Raw genomic sequence first — 26,847 nt, 5'->3', positions numbered from 1 at the left:
CATGCCGTCAGCGTTCGACGCCCGTCCCACATCGGAAAAGGGAGACCGGCCGATGGTTTCGGCGTACATCAACCCGGCCAGCGGTGAAGTGATCGGCCTGTGGTGCACCGAGCAACTGCAGGACCGGGGTAGGTCACACCGGCAGTGGACGATCGAGACCTCGGCGGGGTCCACCCGTGTCGTGGGGCTCGGCCACACTCACGAGTCGGCGCCCGTTGTCGTGGTTGTCCCCGGAACGAATATGAACACCGCGGCCTCGCTCCCGTTTCTGGCGGAGTTGGCAACCCGGTACCGGGTCATCGCCCTGGATGTACCGGGACAACCCGGGCTCAGCGCGCCGCGGCGGCCGCGCCGAGACCGGCTGGCCTGGTACGGCCGGTGGCTCGACGAGGTGCTGGAACAGACTGTGCCCGATACGGCCGTTCTGCTCGGGCATTCGCTGGGCGGGGCGATCGCCATGGCATGCCCGCCCGAACGAGTCGCCGGTCGTGTGCTCATAGCACCGGCCGGGCTGGTGCGCCTGAAGGTGCCGCCCCGCCTGCTCGCGGCAACCCTGGCCTGGCTCGCCGCGCCCTCACCCGACCGCACACACCGCCTCCTGCGCCTGATGACGGGCCCGGAACATGCTGTGGCACCGCATCTGGTGGAGTGGATGACTCTGGTCGCCCGCTATTGCCGGACCACCCTGGCGCCCGCACCGCTGGCGCCCGCACTGCTCGACCGCTGCCGGTCGGCCCCCTGCGTGGTGGCCACCGGAGCCCAGGACATCTTCCTGCCGCCCGACCGTCTCGAACCTGCCGTCCGCGACCTGCTCGGAACCGGACTGCACGTATTTCCCGGCTGTGGACACCTGGCCCTCGACGACAACCCGGCCGGCGTCGTGGAACTGGTGGACGACCTCACCGGACGCCTGTGATTCCGGCTCGGCCGGACGGCGGCGGGGCCGCAATCAGCTTGCCTCGGCGCGGGTCGCGCGCCGAGGCAAGTCACCTCCCGGCCTGTCATGGGGCGGCTGTTACCGGTTCCTCGGCGGCAACGGGGCGCCGGCCGAAGTACAACAGTCCGGCGGCGAGGGCGCCGACGAACAGCGCAAACATTCCGGCGAGCAGCCAGCCGACACCGAAGTTGGCAATGATGGGAATCGCCCCGGCAGTGACGAGGCCGCCCCCGAAGAACGGTTCCATGATCAGCTGTTTGTACCCGAACGCCTGATAGGCCGGGGTCTTCAGATCGGGATCCACCACGCGCAGCAGAATCAGGCCGGTGGAGGTCACACCCATGGCCTGCCCGACATCGGCGATCCCGCGTTCGAACCAGAAGTCCGGCAGCATTCGGCGCGCCAGGAAGATGAACGCACCGGCCGTCCATACCAGTCCGGTGACTGCCAGCAGGATGAACGGTCCCATATTCGCCGCGATCGCCGTCAGCGACAAGGTGCCCAGGGCGGCGATGACCAGCACATCGAGGCTGAAGCCCTGCAAGCGCTCGATCATCTGCACATCCACGATTTCCTCGCGGTCGAACGCCTGGATCAGCCCCTGCACGATGATCCCGCCGATCATGGCGATCGGAAACAGCGGTACGTGCGCGAACAGTTCGAAGCTGTCGGCCCACAGCTTCGACTCCACCCACTGGATCCCTTCCAGCATCAGCCACCCGATCAGCACCGCTACCGCCAGCAACCCGAAGTGCAGTGTCAAGGGCTCGATCGAGGACGGATTCACTGTCAAGGTGCCCGCGGAACGACGCCGCTCCTTCTCCACCAGACCCGCGCGCTCGACAACCGAAGGCTCTGCGTCTACCCGCAATTCAGTGGTCTTACCGGTGCGCACACCCCAGTTGATCAACGCGATCCCGCAAACGATGCCGGACAGAACGCCCACCGTTGCCAGACCCAGCGCCAGGTCCTGTCCCTCAGGGAATCCGAATTCCTCGAAAGTGCCTGCCATACCCGCGGCAGTGCCGTGTCCCCCTTCGAACCCGATCTCGATCAGCGTGCCCGCCATCGCCGGCAGGCCGAACACCGGACCGAGCACCAGAATCGCCAGCAGCAGACCGAATACATACTGGCCACTGGCCACTGTCATACCGAAAGCGATCTGCGGCCCGGCCACCCGAAACGCCTTACGGGGCGACGGCAGCTTATGACCCATCAACAGCCCGGCGAATACCAGCGAGATCAACAGGCCCGGAAGGGTTTTCCACACCTCGATGATCTCCGGTGTCAGCAACCCCGACTCGGCGAACCGGTCGGTCCCGAACAATCCGGCGATCCGGCCGAACACATCCGGCCCGACCAGCAGGGCCAGCGCCCCGCCGATGATCGAACTGGGAATGAACAACTTCTGCGCCAATCGCCACTTGACCCTGATGATCTTGGCGACCAACATCATCACGCCCAGCAGCAACAGGGCGAAGCCAATTGCGTTGGGAGACATATCCACCTACTTCCGTCGTAGCGACACCGGCCGCACTCCGTCGCGAGGAGCGGAGCACAAGACCAGCGAACTGTGCCGTTAATTAACGGTACGATAGATAGCGGTCCAACAATGCGTAAACCCCTCCCACTGATGGAGATACGCAGGGTCCCGGCACACGGGGTCATTCCACAACCGATCCCAGCACCCGATCTCACCCCGGGGTCGCGCCCTGGTGTGAAACGCGGCTCGTCATGCGTACGTAATCGTCTTCCTCGACAATGATCAAGCCATCGGTGAATCTCCGGTGGCTCTCGACCGTGGCACGTGCCGGCCACGGCTTGTCACCGAATGAGGCGGTTGTTCTATATGAGCGAGTTGCTCAGCAGCGCCAGCGACTTCATCTGGGGTCCCTGGCTACTGATCCCCTTACTCTTGCTGACCGGACTGTATTTGACAGTCTTGCTGCGGGGCATTCAGTTCCGGCGATTCGTCCTCGCGTTCCGGCTGGGTTTCGTCGAACGCGCCGATCCCGATGCCGAGGGCGATATCTCCCACTATCAGGCGCTGTCCACCGCGCTGGCGGCGACGGTCGGTGTCGGCAATATCGCCGGTGTCGCCACCGCCATCTCCCTGGGTGGCCCGGGCGCGGTGCTCTGGATGTGGCTGACCGGCCTGGTCGGAATGGCCACCAAGTACAGCGAAGCGTTCCTCGGCGTCCGTTTCCGCCGCACCGACGCCGCCGGTAACCAAGCCGGTGGCCCCATGCACTACCTGCGGCGCGGTATCAAGGGGCCGCTCGGCATCTTCCTCGGTGGCTTCTTCGCCGTGGCCGGTGTGGTGGCCTCGTTCGGAATCGGCAACATGACCCAGGCCAACACGGTTGCGCTGAACGTGGAGTCGGAATGGGGCCTGCCGACCTGGATCACCGGGCTCATCATCACCGGCCTTGCCGCCGCGGTCATCCTCGGCGGCATCAAAGGGATCGGCCGCGTCGCCAGCGTCTTCGTACCGGTCATGATCGTCCTGTATATCCTCGGCGCGCTCGCCGTGCTGATCTTCCGCTTCGAGGATCTGCCGGCAGCGGTCGCCGAGATCGTCACCGACGCCTTCACCGGTACGGCCGCGACCGGCGGTTTCGTGGGTGCCGGAGTCGCCGCGGCCATCCAGTACGGCGTGGCCCGAGGGATTTTCTCCAACGAATCCGGGCTCGGCACCGGTGGTATCGCCGCCGCGGCGGCCTCGACCACCCATCCGGTGCGTCAAGCGCTGGTGTCGATGACCCAGACCTTCATCGACACCCTCGTCGTGGTCTCCTTCACCGGCTTGGTGATCGTCGTGACCGGTGTCTGGAAAACCGACGCCGACGCAGCGACCTTCACCGCTGCGGCATTCGCCGACGCACTACCCGGGACCTGGGGCAGCGTCATCGTCACCGTCAGCATCATCTTCTTCGCCTTCTCCACCGTTCTCGGCTGGTCCTATTACGGCGACCGGTGCATCGAGTACTTGTTCGGCAACAGCCTTGTACTGCCCTACCGCATCCTGTTCATCGCAGTGGTGTACCTGGGAGCCACCACCGAACTGACCACCGTGTGGACCTTCTCCGACGTCGCCAACGGGTTGATGGCACTCCCGAACCTCATCGGCCTGCTGATCCTGTCCCCGCTGGTGTATCGCGAGACCAAGGCCTATTTCGAACGAAAAGACCCGAATCCCTACGAACCGCCCCCCGAACGGATCCCGACCATCTGAGCGTTACCAGGGGGCAGCGGGGCCTCCGGTGTTCGCTCCCGTCGCCGCGAGCGCGCATAACCCTTTTTCGAAGGGCGACGCTCGACCGGCGGTTCATCCCGAGCCAGGACCATACTCACCGTTACGCTCGGGCAATCGGGCGGTGCAGCACCTATGGTCCGCAGCGACCTGGCCCCGGAAGCCCCGGCGGCGCACCTCCGGGAAACCCCGGGCAAACCCGCGCCGAATACGGGACGAGGTGGAGGAGGCCACGATGTTCGAGGCGGATGTGCTCGACGTCGCACAACATGCGTTCACCGGCGATCTTCCCACCGAATCCCGAGTCGGCGAACTCGTTGCCGAGGCCCACCGGCGCTACACCGGCCTGCACGACGGGCAGGTCGCCGACTACATCCCGATCCTGGCCGAGGCCGACCCGAACTGGTTCGGGCTCACGCTGGCCGGAGTGGACGGCAGCACCCACGCGGCCGGTGACACCGATATCGCATTCTCGATCCAGTCGATTTCGAAGGCCTTCGTCTTCGCACTCGTCTGCGAGAGATACGGGCACCAGGCGGTACACGAGCGTGTCGGCGTGAACAATACGGGGCTACCGTTCAATTCGGTGATGGCCGTCGAACTCAACGCCGGCAGCCCGATGAATCCGATGGTCAACGCCGGCGCGATAGCGACGACGGGGTTGATGCCCGGCGCGACACCGGCGGAGCAGTGGGAGAACATCCGCACCGGCATATCCCGTTTCGCGGGGCGGTATCTCGAACTCGACGGGGTGGTCTACCACTCGGAAATGCTCACCAATCAGCGCAACAAGGCAATCGCGCGACTCCTCGAACGTTACGGGCGCCTCGATACCGACCCGCTGGAGACCGTGGACATCTACACCCGCCAGTGCGCCCTCGCTGTGACATCCGCAGACCTCGCCGTCATGGGCGCCACCCTGGCCGGCGGTGGTGTCAACCCGGTTACCCGGGAGCGGGTGATCTCGTCCGAAGTGTGCCGCGACACCCTGGCCGTGCTCGCCTCGTGCGGGCTCTACGAACGATCCGGTGAGTGGCTGTTCGAAATCGGATTGCCGGCGAAATCCGGGGTCGCGGGCGGCATCGTGGCGATATCGCCGGGCAAGGGTGCGCTGGGCACGTTCTCACCGCGGCTGGATCCGGCGGGCAACAGCGTCCGCGGGCAACGCGCCTGCGCCTACCTGTCGCGGGCCCTGGGCCTCAACCTTTTCGCGTCCTCCGTCCACCAGCCCGTCGCCGCCCACCGCGACAGCGCGAAAGGAGCCTGACCGTGCCGGACAACACGTTCACCGCCCGGTCCGATCCGGAACGGCGCTCGTGGGTGCCGATGATCGGACTGTTCCTCGCACAGGTACTCATGTCTTTCAACGTCGCTGCGCTGCCGATCTCCCTGGGCGGCATAGTCGAGGACTTCGGGGTTGCGCCGACAGTCGCAAGCTCCACGATCGTCGTCTACGGCATTGCCGTTGCCGCACTGGTGATGACAGGCGCGAAACTGGGCCAGCGTATCGGCTGGTTGGTCATCTTCCGGGTCGTGGTCGTCGTATTCGCCTGCTCGTCATTGACGATGATCCTGTCACCGAGTATCGAATGGGCCATCGGCGGTCAGGTGCTGGCCGGCGCCGCCGCGGCGATCATCGTTCCGGCGCTGGTGGCGCTCATCGCCGAGAACTACACGGGCGATCAGCAAGCAACGGCGGTCGGCTCGCTCGGTTCGGCCCGCGCCATCTCCGGTGTCAGCGCGTTCCTGATCGGCGGCACACTCGGGACGCTGGTCGGCTGGCGCCCGGTATTCGGTGTCACGCTGGCCATCGCGGTCGCCGTTTTCGCACTGAGTTTCGGGCTCCGCACCGATGAGGGCAACCCGAATATCCGAATCGATCTCTTCGCCTCGGCGCTGATCGGTTCCGCGATCGTCGTACTCACCCTGGGCTTCAACAACCTGAACGCCTGGGGCATCGTCTTCGCGAAAGACGCCGCGCCGTTCTCGATTCTCGACCTGTCCCCCGCGCCGGTGCTGGTCCTGGCCGGTGTGATCCTAGGGCAGTTGTTCGTCATATGGACCAGGCGGCGGATGCGGCAGGGCAAGGTTCCGCTGATCGATCTGAGCGTACTGAGCCGCCCCACCGAGCGTGCCGCCATCTACGCGATGTTCGTCATCGTGGCCATGGAAGCCGCGGTGAACTTCACCATCCCCACTTACATCCAAGTGGTGCAGGGACGTAGCCCGTTCGATACGTCGCTGGCGATGATCCCGTTCAACCTGACCGTTTTCGTCACCGCGACGCTGATCGTCCGGTTCTACAAGCAGTATCCGCCGCGCGTGATCGCCCTCTTCTCGTTCGGCCTGACAACGGTCGCGCTGATCTGGCTCGCCTTCGCGGTCACGAACAACTGGGAAACCGTTCCGACGATCCTGGGGCTCATCGTCTTCGGTATCGGGCAGGGCGCGCTGGTCACACTGGTGTTCAACGTGCTGGTCACCGCCGCACCCAAGGAACTCGCCGGCGATGTCGGATCGTTGCGGGGTAGCGCGCAGAACCTCGCCTCGGCCGTCGGCACCGCCGTCATGGGCGCCGTACTCGTAACCACACTGAGTTTCGGAGTGACCCAGTCCGTGGAGGAACATCCGGAACTGCCGCCGGACCTGGCCGCGCAGGTGAACCTCGACAACGTCAACTTCGTGAGCAACGACGAATTACGCGGCCTGCTCGAGCAGACCACCGCCACCCCTGAACAGATAGATGCCGCCGTAACCCTGAACGAAGAGCAGCGGCTGCGCACACTGAAACTCGGTTTCCTCATCCTCGCCGGTATCAGTGCCGCCGCCGCGCTACCCGCCTCGCGACTGCCGAAATACCGGCCGGGAGAAATCCCCGAACCCCACTGACGCGACGACCGATGCTCGCCCCACGAAACCGGGGCGAGCATCGGTATCCGCTACGTCAGCGCGAGTAGTCCCGGAAGGTCATCACACCGCCGACCAGGAAAACCATCACCGCGAGGATGTAGACGGTGACGCGGAACCACGTCGGCCCGAAGTAGCTGACCGCCATCGCCGCACCGAGCGCCGCGAGAATCAGTACCACCCCGTACAACGGTGTGCGCTGCTCCCTGTCAACCATTCCTCCAGTGTCCGCCGGTAGCGGCGCGGTAGCAATGAACACCGCACAGATCGTCCCCTGACCTGCGGTTCCACACCGGCCCCGCCTGACGGAGGGCGGCCCCGGCGTTTCGCCGATCAGCTGCGGTCGTTCGGCCAGAACACCGCCCAGACCAGCACGGTCACCGGCAGCCCGAGCACCACCAGCCATCCCAGACCCATCACCGGCCGGTGCCCGCCGTCGACCAGCGGGCGAAGGACAGGCGAGGGAGCACCGTCTCCACGTCGGCGACGCCCATGACCCGGTTCAGCTCCAGTGGGCCGAGATGGCCCGGTTCGGGCATGATCACCACTTCCGCCGCCGCGTTGCGTACCTGGTCGGCCACGGGTAGCACCGAACGCACATCGGGCCACATCACGCGGTAACCGAGCCGCCGCGCCAACCGCGACACCTGCGCGCGGTCCCGATCCGGCGCCGTACTCACCTCGTCGTCGACCCATCCGAACGCGATCGGCTCCCTTTGCTGCCGCATCGTGGCTCCCCTGCCTCCATGGTGAATGTGGAATGCACCCACCGCCGGGGACCTACTGGGGCGTCAGCGGTCGACCCGGCGGCGGGGCCGAGGCAAGCGTCACAACACCACAAGCACACTTTGTTCCCCAGTGGAACAATGCACTCGAGGTATGGACTCGACAGGGAAGCGCAGGTGCGCGACATGAGCGACGACTCGGATACCTACATCGGGCACCGGATCCGTCAGATCCGTGCCCGGCGCGGTCTCTCCCAGCAGATCCTCGCGGATCGGGCGGGGATGAGCCGATCGGTGATCGCGAAATATGAGGCGGGGCTACGGCCGGTCGACTCCCGCCGAACATTGCTCGCGCTGGCCGGCGCGCTCGGGGTGACACTGGGCGACCTGACCGGCAGTGACGATCGAATCGACCCTGCCACCAGCACATTCCACCGTGCAGTACCTGCCATCGAAACCGCGCTCTGGACCCAGGGCAATATCACCGACACCCGGCCGCCGCGCAACCTGGACGAACTGGCAGCAGCCGTCGACCAGGCCTCCCGGCTACGACATGCCGGGGATTACGCCGCACTCGGCCCACTACTGCCCGATCTGCTGACCGATGCCTACCGCCTCACCGAAAGCGGCAGCGCGCAAGCGTGGGACCTACTGGCCACCACCGCCTACGGTGTGGCCTCGGCATTGCGGCAGCGCGGACACGATGCGTTGGCCTGGACAGCCGTACAGGAGTCCGAGCGCGCGGCAGAACACGCCGATTCGCTCGCCCCGGTCGCCGCGGCGGCATTCCTCCAATCGCAGATCCTCGCTGCGCGTCCCGGTGCCCTGCCTGCCGCACTGGCCATTGCCGGCCGCGCGGCCGACCGGCTGACACCAGATGCGCGCACCCTCGGCGAACTGGAGATGGTCGGAATGGCCCGATTGCAGATCGGGTTCGCCGAAACACTGGCCGGGGGCGATGCACGGCCCCACCTCGACGAAGCGGCCCAGATCGCGACACGGCTGCCCGATGCACTCGGCGGCCGGAGCACCGCACGCAATCGGACATTCGGCGCAGCGAACGTTGCCTTGTGGCAGATGAGTTCGGCGGTTGAGCGACGCGAGCCCGCCGATGCGCTGCGCATCGCCGAAACGCTGAACCCGGACGAACTCCCGGCCGGTGTACGGCACGCACAGTTCTTCGTCGAAATGGGTCGCGCACAGGCGATGCGCCGAGACCACCGGGCGGCGCTACACGCACTATTGCGGGGTGAGCACGCCGCCCCCCAGCATGTGCGCGGAATGGCCCCGGTTCGCGAACTGGTGGGTGCGATGTTGCGTCAAGCGCGCCGCGACCTCACCACGGGAGAACTGGGCCGGCTGGCGCAACGGGTGGGCGTGGTGGCCTAGCAGCTTCGGGAACAATATCCCGGAACTTATTGCTACCGGCCGGTGCCGTCATCGGCCGTACACGACGGCCACCGTCGGCGGCCGGCCTTGTGATCGGCCCGGTTGCCGAACGGGCGAGAGCCTGTGGGGGCGACCGGGCCGAGGGCGTTCACCCGCTGCGGTCGGGCAGCGGACATGGTCGAGAGCATCTGAGCCGAGTGCCAACCCCGCCGTTCGGTGCGGGGTCGGCTTCTCGGTGAGTTCGCTACGAACCGCTTACGTGAGTGTCGGGAACCTGGGCGGACGAGCACGGCAGCTCCATACCGCCGGTCACCACCAGCACCGGAACAGCCAGGAGAACAACCACCGCCACCGCCACCGCCGCGACTTGTCGGCCACGCCGCCCACTGGGTCGTGCGGACGGGTTCGGAGTCGCGGTGGGTTGCCGGCGGAAACGGCGAACGAGCGCCAGGACAGAGACCAGAACGGTCGCAATCAGCATTCCGGCCTCGTCTCACTCGACCGAGGCGCCGTAGGGCGCGGGAACGATGTTGTGGCGGATCAGGCTCGCGGCTGTGTCCAGAATCGTGTCCTGCACCGGCCGCATCTCCCAGGACAACTCTCGGCGGGCCTTGTCCGAGCTGACACGTTCGTCACGGCCCAGCCACGGCAGAATCAGCCGCACCGACGGGTCGATGTATCCGATGATCCGCATCAGCGGATCAGGGATCGTGCGGGTGGGAACGCGGAAACCTTTCCGGTTGTGCTCCTCGGCCAGGATCTGCGCGATGCCGCCCATCCAGATGTTGTCGCCGGCGCAGATATACCGATTGCCTGCCGCACCAGGGCTTTCCACTGCCAGCCGATGCGCGGCGGCGAGGTCGCGCACATCGACGGGGGCGAATCCGAGCCGTGGCGAACCCGGCATATCGCGGCGCAGCAGGCGGACGATGGCGTTGACCGACGTTCCCGCCACCGGATGCTGAACAGGACCGAGCACCATTCCGGGATTGATCACGACCAATTCGAGCGGCCGGTCCGCAGGCAGTCCGGCGACGAAATCCCAGGCCGCTCGTTCGGCGAGAGTTTTGCTCTGTTGATAGGCGGTGCTCCGATCGAGCACGGACCAGTCCTGTTCGGTGCGAACGGTGTGATCGCCGGGCTCGCGGCCTGCTGACACCGCGGCGATCGACGAGGTGATCACGATGCGCTGCACCGTCTCCGAGGCCGCGGATGCCCGCAGCACCCGAAGTGTGCCGTCGACCGCGGGCCGGACGAGTTCGCCGGGGTCTTTCGGCGGTGCGCCGGGAAACGGCGAGGCCGTATGCATGACGTAATCGCAGTCGGTGACCGCGTGCATCCACCCATCGTCGCGGTCCAGGTCCGCCTGCACGAATTGGATGCTGCCACCGCGGTCGGCCGCCAGTTTCTCCAGATGAACCCGCCGGCCGGTGTCGTCGATATCGCGTACCGTCGCGCGCACGTCGTACCCGTGCTCGATCAGTTCCGCGATGCAGTGCCCGGCGACGAATCCGGTTGCGCCGGTGACGAGCACTCGGTGTGCCATATGCGATCCTCTCGGCCGTTGGATCCGGATACCGCCGGGCCCGGTCGGCGCCCGCGGCGACCACCGCTGCGTTGTCGACAGTCATGTTCGACGCCGGTGGAACACCGATATATCCGTAAAACACGAGCGAATGCTCGTAAATACAAAATACGAGCACCCTCTCGCATTTGTCAATCGGAGAGATGCCAGACGCGCACCGGAGGACCGATCCGCACGCGACCGGGAACGCGACACGAGCAGCCCGCGAAGCGCCGGGATTAGGATTTCGGGGATGGGACTGCTGTTCGAGACACGGGCATCGGATTCGCCGTGGGTGGAGTCCGTGTGGATCTGCCGAAGCGAGCAGGTCTCGGAGATGACATCGGTGGCGACCGAAACCTGGGGCCTGGTGTTCTGGGAGCTGGAGGGGCGCAGCTATGCGGCGATCACCGGACCCGAGCGCCGCACCGGGACCGCACCGGTGCCCGAAGGCGCGGAGTTCGTCGGTATCCAATTCGCGGTGGGGACATCACTGCGTACGACGGCGACGGCGGCGCTGGTTGACGGTGGGCTCGTACTGCCCGATGTGACACGGCGAACCTTCTGGCTCGACGGCGCCCACCGGGAAACCCCGCAGGCCGATGATGCCGAAGCGCTCGCCTGCCGGCTCGTCCGCGAGGAAGTTGTGATCCGCGACCCCCTGGTCGCGGCAACGCTGGCGGGTTCGTCGCCGGCAGTCACCGAGCGGACGCTCGAACGACGGTTCCGGGCGGCGACCGGGCTCACCCAGGGCGCGGTCCGGCAGATCGGCCGCGCCCGCACCGCCGCGCTGCTGCTGACCGCGGGCGAGACGCCCGGCGACGTCGTCGCCAAACTCGGATACTACGACGAACCCCATCTCGCCCGAGCGTTACGCCGGTACGTCGGCCGGACCGCTCAGGAGTTGCGCACCGGGACCGGTGGCGCGCTCGCGCTCGATCCCGGTCAGTGCGCGACCTCGTAGACGAGTTTGGTGACTCCGTTGGAGTAGGTCGCCGAGTCCCGCAATCGCAGTGTCTGCTTATCTCGGTCCGACCGGGCGAACAGGCTCTTCCCCGCCCCGAGGAGCACGGGGAACATCAGTAGGTTGTACCGGTCGATCAAGTCGGCGTCGGAGAGGCGGCGGGCCAGTTCGGCACTGCCGTGGATGTAGATCGCGCCGCCGTCGGTCTGCTTCAGCTTTGCGATGTCGTCGGCCGATCGCAGGATCGTGGTCGGACCCCACCCGGCTATCAGAGCGTCCTCGCTCAGGCCGGCGGATACGACGTATTTGGGCAGGTCCTTGTAGGCGGCGTGATCGTCCGAATCGCGCCAGACCGGGGCGAATGCAGCGTAACTGCGGCGGCCGAACAGCAACGCGGTCGTATCGGCGAGTTCCTCCCCTTTGAGCGAAAACGCCTCGGGCACGAACTCGGTGTCCATCACCCAGCCGCCGCTGCGGTGCCCCTCGGCTGCGCCACCGGGCGAGTCCACGACGCCGTCCAGCGATATGAAACCCGTGTAGACCAGCTCGCGTGTCATCAATTCCTCCAGTGCGTGGCGTCGGATTCGGGCTGAACTCAGCCTAGGAAGAGCCGCTGCCGATGTCTTGGACGAAACCGACACCATCTGCCGGGCGGAAACCCGCCGGTTTCACGCGGAGACGACCGGCCGCCCCGATCGGGGCGAAGCACAATGGCCGGCCGCACGCTTCGCGGAAGCGGCGGCCCCGCTGCCCGGCTGCGGTGTAGCGGCGGCCCGGTTGGTGGGCCGGGGCCGGGCGCGGCGGGCAGTAGGCCGGTCGCGGCGCGCCGGGCCATCGGTCCGACGGGGCAGTTCGGCACGGGTCAGGAGCCGGTTACCGACGCCGAGGTCGTCATGATCGGTACGGACCGCGGCGAGCGCCCCGGGCGTGTACGGGAGGGCCAGGTCGAGCTCGTGTTCCAGGACAGCAACGCTCGCCGGAGCCGCGTGCCGAGCGCCGACGGGACGGCCGGCAGCGGGATCTTGGGCCGCAACCTCCACCGGCACAGCGACAGTGCCGGTGATCGGCCGTATCGACTTCCGCATACTGAGAGCGATCGCGGCGGCGAGCACCGCGGCCAGACCGCAGGCGAGTGCCTGATTCGTCAGGACGGCGGTGGCCACTTGTGCTGTATCGGCACCGGATTCCCGGCCGCCGCCGAACAGTGTGCCCAGCAGGTCGCCGAGCACGGTTTTCAGTTCATCGTGCTGGTCGGTCATCGCGCCCAGCTCCGGCGCTTTTCCGTTGAGGTGCAGCAGCGCCGCCGGGACGAGTACGGCGTTGGCCGCACCGGCAGCGACCATCGCCGGCAGTCCGATACCGAAGACCCGGTACATGCACGCCGCGGCGAGGGTGATCACCGCGGCCGCGGCGGCCGAGATGCCCCACAGCCCGCTGATGGAAACGACGCCCTCGGTGAGGCGTTCGCCGACGCCGCGGAACGCGGGAACGGTGCCGTCGAGCCGGCCGAAAGCGTCCGCCTGGACGTCACCGTGCGGTCCCGAAGCCGCAAGCCAGGGCTGAAACAGAAGGATCAGGGTGAGCAGGCTGAGCGCAGAAACGGACCAGCATTTCCAATCGGATGGTAATTGCGAACCCGGTCGATCGATATTTCCGACCTTGGTTTGTGGTGAGTATTCCGACGTATTCCTGGTCTCGACCGTGTGGTCCACCGTTTCGCCTTACCGCGCGAATATCAGGGGTGCGAATCGCATTTCGCCGCATCCCCGATGAGCCCTTGCCGCTCATCGACTTTCCTCAGCTTAGAACACCACACCCGCAGGTCAAGTGGCATTTGGCCGATAAAGAGAGCTGTGCCACAATACCTTTCGGTAACATAGTCGCACCCGGCGTCGACCGTAGACCGCACCATTGTTGTGAAATAGCCTGAAATAGCCGGTTTTTCGGCCGAATTCAACGTCCGGGTACGCCCCGCCCGCCGGGAAGCCGTTGTGACCGGATCCACGCACGGCACCCTCTTCACGTTTCGTGAGCGAGCACACCACGCACGGCAATCGCCGGCCATCCCACTGCCGCACTGCCGAGCAGGCAACAGCCCGGCCGAGGTCGCACATCGTTATCAACCGAAAGGTTGACCACACCTCAGCAACCGCGCTACCTTGTTACTCAACCGTTGAGTTGAGGAAGGTTGCATGGAAGAAAACGGGGAACTGCTCAACCGCATGTTCGCGGCACTGGCGGACCCGACCCGGCGCGCACTGGTGGCCCGGCTGGCCGCGGCAGATGCGACGGTGAGCGAACTGGCCGAGCCCTACGAGATGAGCCTGCAGGCGATCTCCAAACACGTAAAAGTCCTCGAGGACGCCGGACTGGTGACCCGGAGCAAAGACGCCCAGCGGCGGCCGGTGCACCTGGACGCGGAGATATTCGACCTGATGACCAAATGGATCGAGCGCTACCGCCATACCGCGGAACAGCGCTACCGGCGCCTCGATGCGGTGCTGGCCCGAATGACCGACGACGAACAGCCGCGGATACTTCCGCCGAAGGAGGCATCGTGACCACAACCGGATACGACACCAGAATCGTCGCGGACGAGAACGTCCCCACGATCGAGATCATCCGGGAGTTCGATGCGGAGCCCGCCCAGGTGTTCCGCGCCCATATCGACCCCGATCTCTACACGCAGTGGGTCGGTCCGCATTCGATGAGCACGAAGATCACCCGATGGGACGCCCGCACGGGCGGTGCGTGGGCATTCGCCAGCGAAAGCGACGGCACCGAAATCGCCGCCTTCTACGGCAGTTTCCACGAGGTACGGCCGTCCGAACGAATCGTGTGGACATTCACCTACACCGGCGAGCCGGACGGAGTCGCGCTGGAGACGGTGACCTTCGAAAAGCTCGGCGAGCAACGCACCCGGCTGCGGACTTTGAGCGTCGTCGCCGATTTCGCGACGCGGGACGGCATGCTGGCGAGCGGAATGGATTCCGGTGTACGCGAGGGCTACGAGAAACTCGACCATCTGCTCACCCAGGAGCCCACAACGCCCGCGGTCGCCGGTCCCGCTACCCGGCATTTCGCGGACGCCGCCCGGTTCACCGCACTCGTCGAATCCGCCTCGGCCGGGGAGTGGGCACGCCCCAGCCCGGTCCCGGAGTGGACCGCGCTCGACATCGTGCAGCATCTGGTCGAGTGGTCGCGCGGGTTCCTCGGCGGCGCCGGAATCGAGTTGCCCGCCCTGGACGTCGCCGTCGACCCGGTGACGGCATGGAAGCGGCACGTCGCCGATATCCAGGGCATTCTCGACAATCCTGCCGGACGGATACTCAGCAACCCGCACATCGGGGATCAGCCGGTGGACCAGGCGATCGATAACTTCTACACACCCGACGTATGGATGCACACCTGGGATCTGGCCAAGGCCCTCGGCCGCGAGCCCGACCTCGACGAGCAGCGTTGCCGCGCAACGCTCGAGGGGATGGCGCCGATGGACCGGATGCTGCGGGAGAGCGGGCAGTACGGTCCGGCCGTACCGGTCGGCGAGAACGCTACGGCTCAGGACAAGCTGATGGCCTTCATCGGCCGGGATCCGGCCTGGCAGCCCACGTCCTGAACCGGGAAGGTCGGGACCGGGTTCGCGGAGCGCGTCAGCCCACGTCGTGAATCGCGGCGGGCGGCTGGTTCGGATCGGTCAGCGACGGATCCGGCTGCCGCCCGGTGGACGCCCATTCGGCGATGGCCTGCTGCACGACCGGTGATTGCATCCCGGAGGGGTCCATGTAATAGGCGGCCCGGCGCATCGCCTGAGCGACAGCGGGATCGGTGGTGGCGGCGGCCACCGCGAACGCTTCGCCCGCGACGGCTTCCGGATCGGGCGGGGTGTAGTTCACGAATTCGGCGCCGGGGAAGAACGAATCGGTGTTCGCGGCCATGGCGAAGGCGTAATCGGTCCACGGCGCGAGCTCGGCCGCGAATTTCTCCGCAATTCCGGTGACCGAGCCGTCCGCGGAGGCGACAACCTGCGCGAGCACGGAAGCGCCGATGGCGGCGATCGTCATCCCCTGGCCGTAGATCGGGTTGAATGCCGCGACGGCGTCGCCGATGACGACGAATCCCTCGGGCCGCCGGTCCAGCTGCTCCCAGAGCCTGCGCTGATTGCCCGGCATACGGTAGGTGTCGGGCTCGACGATCAATTCCGCGGCGCGCACGGCGCGGCCCAGAAGCGGGCTCGGGGCCTCGTCCAGGTAGTCGAGCAATTCCGGGTACCCGGCCGGCGGGTAGTTCTTCGACATCCCCATGGCCGCCACGACATGCTGACCGTTACCGCAGGGCAGAATGGCTCCGCCTTTGAGATGCGCGGGATTCGGGGTGGCGGCGATTCCGCGGAACCCCTCCGGTAGCGCCCCCTCGGGGAAGCGGACCACCATCGTGGTGTAGCCGAGGTACGGCCGCACGAGCTGTTCGGCCGGTGGTGTGTAGCCCAGTTCGCTCAGCCAGTTCGGTGCCTTGGATCCGCGCCCGGTCGCGTCGACCACGAGATCGGCGTCCAGTTTCCCGCCGTCGACCCCGGTCACCTTCGCCCCGGTGATCGTGGTGCCGTCCGTGCCGGCCAGCAGTCCGGTGGCGATACCGTGCACGGTACGCACATTGGGCAGCGCCAGCACCCGCCGCCGCAGCACCCATTCGAAGGTCGGCCGGAGAAAACCGATGACCTCCATGCCGCCGGCGACCCGCGCCGCCCAGCCCCGCGGGTACAGGACCGCGACATCGCGGTCGATCTCATAGCGTTCACAACCCTGTTCGAGGAGCGCGGCGCTGAACCCGGGGAGCAATTCGTCGATCCGCGTCAACCCGGCCGGCATCAGCTGATGCACTTGATTGCCCTGCGGCACACCGCGACGCGTCACGGCAGCGTCGGGGAGCTGATCCCGTTCGACGATCGTGACAGTCGCGAAGTTCTTGCTCAACGCGGCGGCCGAAAGCAATCCGGCAACACTCGCGCCGAGCACCACGGCATGGGAAAGGGACATCCGGAGCCTCCGAAACAATTCGACATCACATGCACGGCCACCGGCCCGCCGCGCCGACCCCGGGGCAGGCCGAAGTCACGTTCGGTGACCGTACCGGATCCGCGAGGGCCGACTGTATGGCGTCGTGTACTTTCGCTGAAGAACATACTGGAGCGCAATGACATTCAGCGTCCGCGGACCTGGTGCCAACGATCGGCCCGGGGGTTGCGAGCCGCTGGAACAGCCGGTGGCCCGATTGCGGTCCCACCGTCGGCGCACAAGGAGTTTCGTACCCGTGAGAACCCAGATGTTTTCCACACCGATCGAGCTCGACGGGCCCGCCGTGCCGATCTACACCCCCGAGTTCGCCGCGGACCCGCATGCGGCGTACCGGGAAATGCGGAGAACGTACGGTTCGCTGGTGCCGGTGGAAATCCAGCCCGGAATGCCGGCGACTCTGGTCATCGGCTACCGGGAAGCGCTGGAGATCCTGAACGACCACGAGCATTTCTCGTCCGATCCACGAACCTGGCAGGCGAAGCTGGCGCCGGGCACACCGGTCTCGCACATCATGCAGTTCCGGCCGTGCGCCCTGCGGTTGTCGGGGTCCGAACACACCCGGCTCCGTCAGGTCTATACCGACAGCCTGTCGCGTGTCGATCTTTACGGTCTGCACACGGCCGTGGAGCGCACCGCCACCGGACTGATCAACAGTTTCTGCGAAACCGGCTCGGCCGAACTCGTTTCCGGATTCAGCGTCCCACTGTCGTTCCAGCTGGTGAACCATATGCTGGGCTTCTCGCTCGAGACCGGACAGCGACTGCTGGGCGCGATCGGGGGTATCCGGGTGGCGCCGGACGCGGAGGCCGCCGAGGCGGCCAACCAGTCGCTGATCACGATCCTGCTGGAGGAACTCGACGCCAAACGCGGCGCCCCGGCCGACGATGTCACCTCTTGGATGATGGCTCATCCGGCCGGTCTGGCGGATCTGGAGGTCGCCCATCAGGTGGTCATGCTCTTCGGCTCGGGAGTCGAGCCGATGTCGGACCTGATCATCAATTCGCTGGTACTGCTGGTCACCGATCCCCGTTTTGCCGATTCCCTGCTCGGCGGCGCCCTGTCCATCAAGGATGCGATCGAAGAAGTGCTCTTCACCGACCCGCCGCTGGCGAATTTCTGTATCCGGTACCCACGCCAGCCGCAGCTCGTCGGCAAGGTGTGGCTGCCGGCGAATCAACCGGTGATCGTGAGCTCCGCGGCGGTCAGCGGCGATCCGGCGATCGTCGGCATGGGCACCGGTGACCGGTCCGGCAACCGGTCGCATCTGGCCTGGGGCGCGGGCCCCCATGTCTGCCCGGCACAGGACCCTTCCTTCGTCATCGGCCATTACGCACTGGAACAGCTGCTGGACGCGCTCCCCGAAATCGAACTCGCCCAGCGGGTGGACGAACTGTCCTGGCGGGTGGGCGGTTACAACCGTGCACTGGACGCGCTACCCGTCCGGTTCCCCCCTACGCCGCCGATTCCGCTTCCCTGAGCAGCCGGTACTGCGAGTTGTCGCCCGGTCCCCGGGGTGCTCGGTGCGCCGCCACCGGACCGCCGCGGTGCCGCCGGCGGTCACCTTCGCGCACTAGGGTGTCGAGGAGAGTGTCCGGCGAGCAGGGAGCAACGATTTGAGCACCTATCCGGGCGGGTGGCCACCGCCGCAGAACCCGGGGCCGAACCGCCGGCTTTTCGTCGTACTGATCCCCCTGGTCGCTGTGCTGTTGATCGGCACCGCGGTCGGCGCCGGGTTGCTGGCCCGTAATGCGATGGCGGAGACGATCCCCGGTACCGCGGCGCCGGCCGGCAGCGGCTCCGCCCCCGCGAACGTCGCGGCCGACGGTGCGGTGCGGATCGGCGAACCGGACGCCGAGGTAACTGTGCGGGTCGTCATGGACCTGCAGTGCCCGTACTGCAAAGCCTTCGAGGAGGCCAACGGCAAGGTGCTGGTGGACGCCGTGCGCGAGGGCAGCGCGGCGGTCGAATACAGCGTCATCTCGTTCCTGGATCGGGCAAGCACCACCGAGTACTCCTCGCGGGCCGGCAACGCATCATTCTGTGTCGCCGACTCGGGGCTGGACAGTTACCAGGCCTGGCTGGCGGAGATGTTCGCCGAACAGCCGGCGGAAGGCGGCGACGGCCTGCCCGACAGCGAGCTGATCGCCATCGCCGAATCCACCGGCTACCCCGACTCCGCGGTAGCGGATTGCATCACCGACCGGCAGTACGACACCTATCTGCGCACCAAGACCGACGAGGTACTCGCCTCCGGCGTCAACGGCACCCCGACCGTCTACGTAAACGACGAAGAAGTCACCGATTCCGAAGCCCTTCTGGGCCAGGACGGCCTCGCCCCGGTCATCGCCGCCGCCCGCTGAATGCTGCGACGGGGTAACGGCAAGGCCGGTTGTTCGCGCCGCCGAGCTCGGGCGGCGCCGCGAATTCGGCGGGGAGCCGGTTGATTGCCACGTCGACGATGGTCTGGTCGAGAGTGGCCGTGGTCGGGCCGACCACCGGAACCGCGCGACCGTCATCGGGTTACGGGCCGCCGGTTCCGGCCCGACTCCGGGCCGGCACCACACTGTGTCGCATCACGGCCTCTCACTGCCCGTAGGGGCGGGCAGCACGGGCCGCGCGAAGCGCCTCTCCCCACCAGACCAGCTGATCCAGCAGGGTTTTCGCGGCCGTTTCGGCTTCCGCGGTGGCGATCGGTTCGTCCTGTGCGGCACTGTTGCGCCACGGGTTGTGGAAGCTGACGGTATCGCGCACGGTGACGGCGTGGAGTTCGGCGAAAACGCCTCGCAGGTGTTCGACCGCGCGCAGACCGCCCGATATCCCGCCGTAGCTCACGAACCCTACGGGTTTCGCCTGCCACTCCCGCCCGTGCATGTCGACCAGGTTCTTCAGGGCCGCCGGATAGCTGTGGTTGTACTCGGGCGTGACGACCACGAACGCGTCTGCCTCGGCGAGCGCAGTCCGGGTCTCGGCAGCTCGGGGCGCGGGTGCGCCGAAGGTGTGCGGCAGGTCCAGTTCACCCACATCGACGACGCTTACCGTGAGGTCCGGTCGCGCGCTCGCCTGCCTGTGGAACCATTCCGCAACGGTCGGCGCGAAACGGCCCTGCCTGCTGCTGCCGATCACCAGGGCCAGCCGCAACGGTGCCGCGAGGGTGGTGGTGGCGGTCGATATCGTCGTCATCGGTGTCTCCCCTATTGCGTTCGGCGGCCCCATCGGCCGCCCGCAGACCACCTTTCTTCCTCAACTATTGTTGAGGTCAAGTCTCCGGTGGAAGACTCTCGTGACTCCATGACGCGAGCACCGCCGTATCCCTGGCCGGGACTCCGTCCGGTGGCCATACGGCGAGCGCGGTGGCGGCCAACTCCCGCCAGTCCGCCTTCGAACCCGCCCGCATCGCCTCGGTGAAATCCGCTTCACCGAGGCGATCTCGCACTGTCCGCTCGACCCGGACCGCATCGGGCTGGGAACGATCGGGCACTCCGTGGACCACCGCGCTCACGGCGAGCAGCCGCGCGGCTTCGGGATCGCGGCCCGCACGCAGGGCCCAGTCCGCGATCCCGACGAGCACCTGGGCGACCAGTAGCGAATGGCCGGCCTCGCTCGCCGCACGGAAGGCCGCGGCATGATGTTCGCGCGCCTGCTCGAGATCGGTACCGAGGTAGCCGCGCAAGGTGTGAACGGCCGCCGCGAACTGCGGCATACCGGCTTCACCGCCCGATACGGTGGTCGCGATATCGACCTGTTCGAGGGCCTGCTCGGTATCGCCGCGCCAGCGGGACAACTCCGCCCTGGACAGGGCGAGTTCGGCCAGCGCGAACGGCCAGGCCACCCGATTCGCGCGGTGCTGCGCCTCGGCCACGGCGGCCGCGCTGGCATCGGGATCGCCTGCCAGCCAATACAACTGGGCCTGACGCGACAGCAACGCCACAATATCCTCGGCCGAGCCGATCTCGGAGACGACGGCGATGCCCTCCTCGTAGAGTTCGCAGGCCGAAACGAACTCGCCGCGAGTGGCGCGCCGGTTCGCCAGCTCGGTCAGCGCGAACGAGATCCCCCACCGCTCGCCCAGCGCCCGGAACTCGGCGAGAGCCCCTTCGAGATAGGCGTCCACATCCGGCCCGTCCTGCCCGACCACGATCCGCATCTTGCCCATCTGCAACCGGGACAGCGCGCGCACCCAAGGGTCGTTATCGGTGAGCAGCGGTTCGAACGCGCTCGGCAGCGCCGCCGGCCCCTGCAACATGGCGTCCAGCGCATCGATGAACGCCAGGGTGGGGTGACCGGTCCGGACACCCCGGCTGAACCGGTGGGCTTTGCGAATCCACTCCCCCACTTGGGCCGCGTCATTGCGGCCGGAGCTCATGAAATGTGTGACCAGACCGTATACCAGCGCGCGGGTCGCATCGTCGACGTCGGCGGGTTCATCGGCGACCGCCGTAAGCAGCTCCTGACCTTCGGCTTTGTGTCCGCCGAGCCACCAATACCAGCCGGCGGCCGCGGCCAGCCGCAGCGCCCCGGTCGTATCGCCCACCGCGAGCGCGGTGCGCAGCGCGGCCGAAATATTGTCGTGCTCGGCTTCCAGCACCGCGAGCCATTCCAGTTGCCCGGCGCGCCGCAGATGTGGTTCCGCGGTATCGGCCAGACGGGTGAAGTAGGCGAGATGCACCCGGCGCGCGGTCTCCGCTTCCCCCGACTCCGTGAGCCGTTCGTGCGCGTACTGCCGGATAGTCTCGAGCATCCGGAAGCGCGGCTGGCGCTCCCCCGCAGCATTCGGCAGATCGGGTCCGGCGCCGGCCGTATCGCCCGGTATCCCCCGTTCCGGGGTGAGCAGCAGCGATTTCTCGGTCAGCGTGGTGAGTAGATCGAGCACCTCCCACCGCTCGAGCACCTGCCGCCCGGCGCCGGAATCCGCGCAAACCTGCTCGGCTGCCTCCAAGCTCGCGCCCCCGGCGAATACCGCGAGCCGGCGCAACACCATCCGTTCGGCCTCGGTGAGCAGCTCCCAGCTCCAGTCGACCACCGCGCGCAGTGTCCGATGCTGCGGGATCGCGGTACGACTGCCACCGGTCAGCAGCCGGAACCGGTCGTCGAGGCGTTCGGCGAGCTGAGCCGGCGTGAGGGTGCGCAACCGCGCGGCGGCCAGTTCGATCGCCCAAGGGAATTCCGTCCAGCGCCCGGCAGATGTGCGCGAGGGTGCGGGGATCGGCCGTGAAATCGGTGCGCACCGCGCCTGCCCGGTCCCGCAGCAACCGGACGGCCGGAGAGGATTCGATCGCCTCGAGGCCGGCGTCCGCGGCAGGCAGGGCCAGCGGCTGCACCTGCCACAGCGCCTCACCGGTGATACCCAACGGTTCGCGGCTGGTAGCGAGGATCCGCAGTCGCGGGCACTCCCCCAATACCCGGTGCGCGAACGCGGCCACGGATTCGATCACATGCTCACAGTTGTCCAGGATCAACAGGGTTTCGCGGTCGCGGACCGCAGCAATCAGCCGGTCCACCGGCTCGGTGTGCAGGGCATTGCCGAGCAACGCGTCGCGGAGCCCGATCGCGGCGAGAGCAGACTGTGCCACATCACCGCTCGAACCGACCGCAGCCAACTCCACCAGCCAGGCGCCGTCCGGAAGATCGTCGAGCAGGGTCCGTGCCGTCTCCCCGGCGAGCCGGGTTTTCCCGCAACCACCGGGCCCGGTCAGCGTGGTGAGGCGATGGTTCGCGAGGAGGTCACGGACGGCGGCGATATCGGCGAATTTGCCTACGTATTCGGTCAGTTCGGCCCGCAGGTTCGTCCGGCGCTCGGCGGACTGTGGCGGACCCCCTTCGCCGCGCAGCAACGCCACATGTAGCGCGGAGAGCTCCGGTGAAGGATCCGCGCCCAGCGTGTCGGCGAGGGCCTCGCGGGCGTTCTGGTACACGATCAGCGCCTCGGAACCTCGCCCGGCGGCGCCGAGGGCGCGCATCAACGCGGCGACCAGCCGCTCCCGCACCGGGTTCCGGGCCACCAGATCGGCCAGTTCGGGCACCAACCGAGCACCGAGGCCGAGGTTGATCTCCGCTTCGTACACATCCTCGAGCGCGGCGGAATGTAATCCCTCGAATCGCGCGATCACGGCATCGACGGCTCCGCTGTCGCGAGCCTCGATTCCCTGCATCGGCGACCCCTGCCACAGGTCGAGTGCCTCGCGGAGCAACCCGGCGCGGCGCGCGTCGCCGACGCCGCGCGCCCGGTCTAGCAGCTGTTCGAACCGGACGGCGTCGACCGTATCGGGTTCGGCCACCAGCCGGTACCCGCCTGCCTGCCCCTCGAGCACCCCCTCCGGCAACACCCTGCGCAACCGGGACACCAGGGCTTGCAGGGCATTGGATGCGTCGGCGGGCGGCTGCTCACCCCAGATCCAATCGACCAAAGCGGTTTTCGGCACCACCCGCCCGGGTTCGAGCGCAAGCGCGATCAGCAGCGCACGCAACCGGACACCCGGGACCTCTATCGATCCGCCGTCCTCTGCCCGGATCTCGAGCGGCCCGAGCACCACGATCTGCACCCGGCCATTCTGCCGTGCGCGGGCGACGGGTGGTTGTTGTGCCGGGCAGACCGGACCGGTTCTTTCGGCGGTATGGGGCGACTTCGGGTGCCGAAGGCGCTGTCAGTGGTCGCATCAGGCCGGTGTCAGGCGGGTATCAGCGGGGCCCGCGACAGTACTCACATGAACAGCACAGCACCTTCCGAACCACGGAAGAACTCGCACCGGAACGGACTCGCACCGAGGGAACTCCGGGTCGATCGCGAGCGCTGCATCGGCGCCGGAATGTGTGTACTGACCGCCGCCGGGGTTTTCGATCAGGACGACGCGGACGGCCGGGTGGTCGCGCTGACCACCGCACCCACCGCCGGCCAGGAGACGGCCATCCGGCAAGCCGCCGATATGTGCCCGGCCGGTGCGATCGCTCTGCTCTCCCGCTGACCGAACACCCCACACCCGACGAACAGGAAACCCGATGACCCACACAGTCCCCGTACCGCACGGCCTGCCCACCGAACGCAACGCCGGCCCCTTCGACCCGCCGCGCGAAATCACCGAGCTGCGCGAAGTGCGCCCCGTCAGCCCGCTGAACTTCCCCGACGGGCACGAGGGCCGGCTCGTCACCGGCTACGACGCCGTCCGGCAGGTACTGGCCGACACCCGGTTCAGTTCACGCCAGGACCTCGGCGTGCTGCACGCACTGGACGCCGGCCCCGATATGCCCGTCCAGACGGAACCGTCCCCGCAGATCCCGGGCATGTTCATCGCGATGGACCCGCCGGACCACACCCGATTGCGCCGCAAACTCATCAGCGCGTTCACCGTCAAACGGATGAAACAGCTCGAAGAGCACATCATCGACATCGCCGAACGGCAGCTGGCGGAGATGGCGCGCCGGATGCCTCCGGCCGACCTGGTCGCCGAGTTCGCGCTACCGCTGCCCTCCCTGGTGATCTGCGAAATGCTCGGCGTCCCCTACGCCGACCGCGTGGGTTTCCAATCCAACTCCGCCAAGTTCATGCTCCGGGAGCAGCCGATCGCAGAGAAAATGGCCGCCTACGGTGCGATGATGGCGTACCTGAGTGAACTGGTCACCGGTAAACGCGCGGAACCCGGCGACGATATCCTCTCCGACCTGGCCCGCGACGATGACCTGAGCATCGAGGAACTGACCGGGATCTCGTTCCTGCTGCTGCTCGCCGGCCACGAAACCACCGCCAACATGCTGGCATTGGGTACGTTCGCGCTGCTGGAACACCCCGATCAGCTGGCCGAACTGCGCGCCGATCCCGATCTGGTGCCCGGTGCCGTCGAGGAACTCCTGCGTTATCTGGCGGTCGCCGATATTTTCTATCGCTACGCCACCGAGGATCTCGAACTCGGCGGCGAAACGATCCCCGCGGGTTCGACCGTCGTCGTCTCGCTGCTGGCCGCCAACCGCGACCCGCGGCGTTTCAGCGCCCCCGACACCCTCGACGTCCACCGCACGACCCGCGGACTGGTGTCTTTCGGCCACGGCGTGCACCAATGCCTGGGCCAGCAGCTGGCCCGTGTAGAGATGCGCGCCGGTTTCGCGGCGCTGATCCGCCGCTTCCCCACTCTCGCCCTCGCCGTCCCCGCAAGTGAGGTGAAGCTGCGGACCGACATGAATATCTACGGCGTCCACGAACTGCCCGTCACCTGGACCGAAACGTCCTGGTCCGGTGGGCGGCAATGCCGACCGTGCGAGCCCGCCGCCCCGTTCGCCGAGCACAACACGTAGTCGGAGGAGTACCGCAATGCCCACCTTCCAGACCCCGGACCCGATCGCCGTCACCGTCGAGGTGCTGTCCGCCGATGTCATCGTGCACGCCACCGACCGCACCGACACCGCTGTCGATATCCGGCCGGCCGACGAATCCAAGAAGGCCGATATCCGCGCAGCCGAGCGGACCCGGGTCGATTTCACCGCCGGCGTCCTGACCGTGACGGCGGCGAAGGACTGGCGCACCCACACCCCGTTCGGCGGTAATCCGACGATCGTGGTGACCATCGAAGTGCCGGCCGGTTCCCGGTTGAAAAGCACTGCCGGAGTCGGCCGGATCGCGGCGACCGGCGAACTCGGGCGGTGCGACCTCGAAATAGCCGCCGGCGATATCACCGTCGAGCGCGCCGGTGATTCGGTGACCGCGAAAGTCGCCAAGGGCGATATCCGTATCGGCGAAGCCATCCGCGGCGAGCTGCGGCTGGAGACGTCCATGGGTGAACTCGAGATCGGGGTCAGCCCCGGCAGCGCGGTCCGGTTGGAGGTCAACGCCCTGCAGGGCAGCGTGCACAATCGGATGGGGCCGGTCGACCGACCGCAGCCCGAAGCGGAACCCGTGCGCGTGTACGCCCGCAATACCCACGGCAACATTGCCATCCGGCACGCCACAGCCGCCTGACCGGGCACTGTGCCGGCGTTCGAACCGCCGGTCGGCGCGGCAGGGCAGGATTCGCGCGACGACCGGCGGTATTGATCGATCGGCGCCCCTCTCGGGGCGCGAAGCTCAACCCATCCAGCCTTGGGAGAGCATCACGTGCGCGGCCAGGTCTTCGATCGTCGTCATTTCCGGATGGCTGTAATACACCAGTTCGAAGCGGCGCCACCGCCACTGCACCGGGTCCATCCGCCCCTCGTGGCTGGTATCGCACAAGGCTTCCAGGCGGCCCAGGTCGAAGGGCTCCTTACCGCGGGCATGTGCGTCCGCTTTGACGGCGGCCAGCCGCTCCGGCCCGGACAGATCCGGGCGCCGCCATATTGCACCCGCGAACCGCCGGGCGCCCTCGACATCCATTCCGTTCCCCTGCCTGCCCGCGGACTCGTCCGAACCCGCTGCTGTCGAGGATAGAGCCGTCCGGTCCTGGGCCGGGGTTCAGGAGGTGCGGCCGCCGGACGAGCCTGACAGGTCTACGCAGCCTGTGGTGAGGATTCCCGAAAGGTCTTGTGCCGACTACAGTATGGAGGTGGCAACGGAGTGGCTTGCGGTGGCCGGAACGTTGGGTGGTGCGCTGCTCGGAGCGGGTTCCACCATGATGGCCGAGGCTTTCCGCGCTCGACGGGCACGCACCGAGCGCATCGAGGATACGCGCCGGCAGGTCTACGTCACCTGCCTGTCCGCGCTGACCCAGACCGACAATGCGATGCAGGCCCTCGCGATCGATCATCCGACGCCGCTGGCGCGTGGGGATATCACCGCGGCATTCCGGTCCCATCAACTCGTCGCCGCCATCTACGAACTGGAACTGGTTGCGCCGAAAGCGGTGTGCGACTCGGCCTGGTCCGCGTACGAACGACTGCGGAATATCCGGGAGTTGCTGATTACACACAGTGTGGTGATCGGCGGCACAGGGGGTGGTTCACCGGAGTGGCAGGCGGTCCACGAACCGTTTCTGGTCTCGCTCGGACAGCTACGGGCGGGGATGCGCGGCCGTTCGGTCGATACCGTGTGACGGTCCGCGCCGCACCATCCGGCCGCACCGATCGAGGGCCGTGCGAC

25 protein-coding genes and 1 pseudogene are annotated in these 26,847 nt (G+C 67.1%); 15 read left to right on the top strand and 11 right to left on the bottom strand.

Features of this window, described 5'->3' with window-relative positions; genetic code table 11:
* Positions 1 to 52 precede the first annotated feature (52 nt).
* On the top strand, positions 53 to 916 hold the full coding sequence (locus NS6_RS12430; protein ID WP_068040840.1) for an alpha/beta fold hydrolase: 864 nt from the start codon (positions 53 to 55) through the stop codon (positions 914 to 916).
* Between the two features lie 85 nt (positions 917 to 1,001).
* Here the strand turns inward: NS6_RS12430 and NS6_RS12425 are convergent, their stop codons facing one another.
* Positions 1,002 to 2,438: a sodium/glutamate symporter gene (locus NS6_RS12425; RefSeq protein ID WP_068040838.1), complete on the bottom strand. Its 1,437-nt coding sequence runs from the start codon at positions 2,436 to 2,438 to the stop codon at positions 1,002 to 1,004.
* A 348-nt stretch (positions 2,439 to 2,786) separates the two neighbouring features.
* Between NS6_RS12425 and NS6_RS12420 the strand changes: the two genes are divergently transcribed.
* The 3 genes from NS6_RS12420 to NS6_RS12410 all read left to right on the top strand — a co-directional run bounded on the left by NS6_RS12420 (position 2,787) and on the right by NS6_RS12410 (position 7,079).
* Positions 2,787 to 4,172, top strand: coding sequence for an alanine/glycine:cation symporter family protein (locus NS6_RS12420; RefSeq protein WP_068040836.1), 1,386 nt, complete (start codon positions 2,787 to 2,789; stop codon positions 4,170 to 4,172).
* A 253-nt stretch (positions 4,173 to 4,425) separates the two neighbouring features.
* Positions 4,426 to 5,457, top strand: a complete 1,032-nt coding sequence (glsA, locus tag NS6_RS12415) for a glutaminase A (RefSeq protein WP_068041024.1) — start codon at positions 4,426 to 4,428, stop codon at positions 5,455 to 5,457.
* Positions 5,458 to 5,459: 2 nt separating this feature from the next.
* The gene (locus tag NS6_RS12410) at positions 5,460 to 7,079 is read left to right on the top strand and encodes an MFS transporter (protein ID WP_245669291.1); all 1,620 of its coding nucleotides are present in this window, start codon (positions 5,460 to 5,462) and stop codon (positions 7,077 to 7,079) included.
* Between the two features lie 55 nt (positions 7,080 to 7,134).
* Here the strand turns inward: NS6_RS12410 and NS6_RS12405 are convergent, their stop codons facing one another.
* Both NS6_RS12405 and NS6_RS12400 read right to left on the bottom strand, forming a co-directional pair.
* Complete coding sequence (locus tag NS6_RS12405; RefSeq protein ID WP_068040834.1) at positions 7,135 to 7,314, bottom strand: hypothetical protein; 180 nt, start codon at positions 7,312 to 7,314, stop codon at positions 7,135 to 7,137.
* 199 nt (positions 7,315 to 7,513) lie between these two features.
* A complete protein-coding gene (locus NS6_RS12400; protein ID WP_068040832.1) occupies positions 7,514 to 7,825 on the bottom strand; it encodes a hypothetical protein in 312 nt (103 codons plus the stop codon).
* 183 nt (positions 7,826 to 8,008) lie between these two features.
* On the opposite strand from NS6_RS12400, the gene NS6_RS12395 reads away from it, so the two are divergent.
* A complete protein-coding gene (locus NS6_RS12395) occupies positions 8,009 to 9,211 on the top strand; it encodes a helix-turn-helix transcriptional regulator (protein ID WP_068040830.1) in 1,203 nt (400 codons plus the stop codon).
* 493 nt (positions 9,212 to 9,704) lie between these two features.
* Here NS6_RS12395 and NS6_RS12385 read toward each other — a convergent pair whose 3' ends face one another.
* Entirely contained in the window at positions 9,705 to 10,757 is a 1,053-nt protein-coding gene (locus NS6_RS12385) for an NAD-dependent epimerase/dehydratase family protein (RefSeq protein ID WP_068040826.1), read from the bottom strand.
* A gap of 271 nt (positions 10,758 to 11,028) precedes the next feature.
* Between NS6_RS12385 and NS6_RS12380 the strand changes: the two genes are divergently transcribed.
* Positions 11,029 to 11,739, top strand: a complete 711-nt coding sequence (locus NS6_RS12380; protein WP_068040824.1) for a helix-turn-helix transcriptional regulator — start codon at positions 11,029 to 11,031, stop codon at positions 11,737 to 11,739.
* Here the strand turns inward: NS6_RS12380 and NS6_RS12375 are convergent.
* Both NS6_RS12375 and NS6_RS12370 read right to left on the bottom strand, forming a co-directional pair.
* The gene (locus NS6_RS12375; RefSeq protein ID WP_068040822.1) at positions 11,721 to 12,296 is read right to left on the bottom strand and encodes a dihydrofolate reductase family protein; all 576 of its coding nucleotides are present in this window, start codon (positions 12,294 to 12,296) and stop codon (positions 11,721 to 11,723) included. The genes NS6_RS12380 and NS6_RS12375 overlap by 19 nt on opposite strands.
* A gap of 111 nt (positions 12,297 to 12,407) precedes the next feature.
* Positions 12,408 to 13,451, bottom strand: a complete 1,044-nt coding sequence (locus tag NS6_RS12370) for a hypothetical protein (RefSeq protein ID WP_068040820.1) — start codon at positions 13,449 to 13,451, stop codon at positions 12,408 to 12,410.
* A 480-nt stretch (positions 13,452 to 13,931) separates the two neighbouring features.
* Between NS6_RS12370 and NS6_RS12365 the strand changes: the two genes are divergently transcribed.
* Both NS6_RS12365 and NS6_RS36330 read left to right on the top strand, forming a co-directional pair.
* On the top strand, positions 13,932 to 14,300 hold the full coding sequence (locus NS6_RS12365) for an ArsR/SmtB family transcription factor (protein WP_068040819.1): 369 nt from the start codon (positions 13,932 to 13,934) through the stop codon (positions 14,298 to 14,300).
* Complete coding sequence (locus NS6_RS36330) at positions 14,297 to 15,355, top strand: SRPBCC domain-containing protein (RefSeq protein WP_068040817.1); 1,059 nt, start codon at positions 14,297 to 14,299, stop codon at positions 15,353 to 15,355. Before NS6_RS12365 ends, NS6_RS36330 begins: the two co-directional genes overlap by 4 nt.
* 34 nt (positions 15,356 to 15,389) lie before the next feature.
* Here the strand turns inward: NS6_RS36330 and NS6_RS12355 are convergent, their stop codons facing one another.
* Positions 15,390 to 16,772: an FAD-dependent oxidoreductase gene (locus tag NS6_RS12355; RefSeq protein WP_068040815.1), complete on the bottom strand. Its 1,383-nt coding sequence runs from the start codon at positions 16,770 to 16,772 to the stop codon at positions 15,390 to 15,392.
* Positions 16,773 to 17,046: 274 nt separating this feature from the next.
* Between NS6_RS12355 and NS6_RS12350 the strand changes: the two genes are divergently transcribed.
* Both NS6_RS12350 and NS6_RS12345 read left to right on the top strand, forming a co-directional pair.
* The gene (locus tag NS6_RS12350) at positions 17,047 to 18,288 is read left to right on the top strand and encodes a cytochrome P450 family protein (protein WP_245669289.1); all 1,242 of its coding nucleotides are present in this window, start codon (positions 17,047 to 17,049) and stop codon (positions 18,286 to 18,288) included.
* A gap of 136 nt (positions 18,289 to 18,424) precedes the next feature.
* Positions 18,425 to 19,171, top strand: coding sequence for a DsbA family protein (locus NS6_RS12345; RefSeq protein ID WP_068040812.1), 747 nt, complete (start codon positions 18,425 to 18,427; stop codon positions 19,169 to 19,171).
* 223 nt (positions 19,172 to 19,394) lie between these two features.
* On the opposite strand, the gene NS6_RS12340 is transcribed toward NS6_RS12345, so the two are convergent.
* Both NS6_RS12340 and NS6_RS35790 read right to left on the bottom strand, forming a co-directional pair.
* Positions 19,395 to 19,982 carry an NADPH-dependent FMN reductase gene (locus NS6_RS12340; RefSeq protein ID WP_218024268.1) on the bottom strand — a complete coding sequence of 196 codons (588 nt, stop codon included), beginning with the start codon at positions 19,980 to 19,982 and terminating at the stop codon, positions 19,395 to 19,397.
* An 85-nt stretch (positions 19,983 to 20,067) separates the two neighbouring features.
* Positions 20,068 to 21,939: an ATP-binding protein gene (locus tag NS6_RS35790; protein ID WP_068040808.1), complete on the bottom strand. Its 1,872-nt coding sequence runs from the start codon at positions 21,937 to 21,939 to the stop codon at positions 20,068 to 20,070.
* Between NS6_RS35790 and NS6_RS35785 the strand changes: the two genes are divergently transcribed.
* On the top strand, positions 21,926 to 22,654 hold the full coding sequence (locus NS6_RS35785; RefSeq protein ID WP_245669310.1) for a hypothetical protein: 729 nt from the start codon (positions 21,926 to 21,928) through the stop codon (positions 22,652 to 22,654). The two genes, NS6_RS35790 and NS6_RS35785, sit on opposite strands and share 14 nt — an antisense overlap.
* Before the next feature lie 42 nt (positions 22,655 to 22,696).
* Here the strand turns inward: NS6_RS35785 and NS6_RS35780 are convergent.
* A pseudogene (locus NS6_RS35780) lies at positions 22,697 to 23,230 on the bottom strand (AfsR/SARP family transcriptional regulator); the annotation flags it as partial.
* 282 nt (positions 23,231 to 23,512) lie between these two features.
* Here NS6_RS35780 and NS6_RS35775 point away from each other — a divergent pair.
* Genes NS6_RS35775 through NS6_RS12315 form a run of 3 tightly spaced genes read left to right on the top strand, consistent with a single transcriptional unit; the run spans position 23,513 to position 25,752 of the window.
* Positions 23,513 to 23,770, top strand: a complete 258-nt coding sequence (locus NS6_RS35775; protein WP_084471012.1) for a ferredoxin — start codon at positions 23,513 to 23,515, stop codon at positions 23,768 to 23,770.
* 34 nt (positions 23,771 to 23,804) lie between these two features.
* Complete coding sequence (locus tag NS6_RS12320) at positions 23,805 to 25,091, top strand: cytochrome P450 (protein WP_084470989.1); 1,287 nt, start codon at positions 23,805 to 23,807, stop codon at positions 25,089 to 25,091.
* Between the two features lie 16 nt (positions 25,092 to 25,107).
* Positions 25,108 to 25,752 carry a DUF4097 family beta strand repeat-containing protein gene (locus NS6_RS12315; protein WP_068040804.1) on the top strand — a complete coding sequence of 215 codons (645 nt, stop codon included), beginning with the start codon at positions 25,108 to 25,110 and terminating at the stop codon, positions 25,750 to 25,752.
* Between the two features lie 105 nt (positions 25,753 to 25,857).
* Here the strand turns inward: NS6_RS12315 and NS6_RS12310 are convergent, their stop codons facing one another.
* The gene (locus NS6_RS12310) at positions 25,858 to 26,145 is read right to left on the bottom strand and encodes a hypothetical protein (protein ID WP_068040801.1); all 288 of its coding nucleotides are present in this window, start codon (positions 26,143 to 26,145) and stop codon (positions 25,858 to 25,860) included.
* Between the two features lie 169 nt (positions 26,146 to 26,314).
* Between NS6_RS12310 and NS6_RS12305 the strand changes: the two genes are divergently transcribed.
* Positions 26,315 to 26,800, top strand: coding sequence for a hypothetical protein (locus NS6_RS12305; protein WP_157112728.1), 486 nt, complete (start codon positions 26,315 to 26,317; stop codon positions 26,798 to 26,800).
* Positions 26,801 to 26,847 lie beyond the last annotated feature (47 nt).

Origin of the sequence: Nocardia speluncae NBRC 108251, from assembly GCF_001613245.1 — a bacterium.
GTDB classification, from domain to species: domain Bacteria; phylum Actinomycetota; class Actinomycetes; order Mycobacteriales; family Mycobacteriaceae; genus Nocardia; species Nocardia speluncae.
This window is presented reverse-complemented; position numbering and strand designations above follow the sequence as displayed.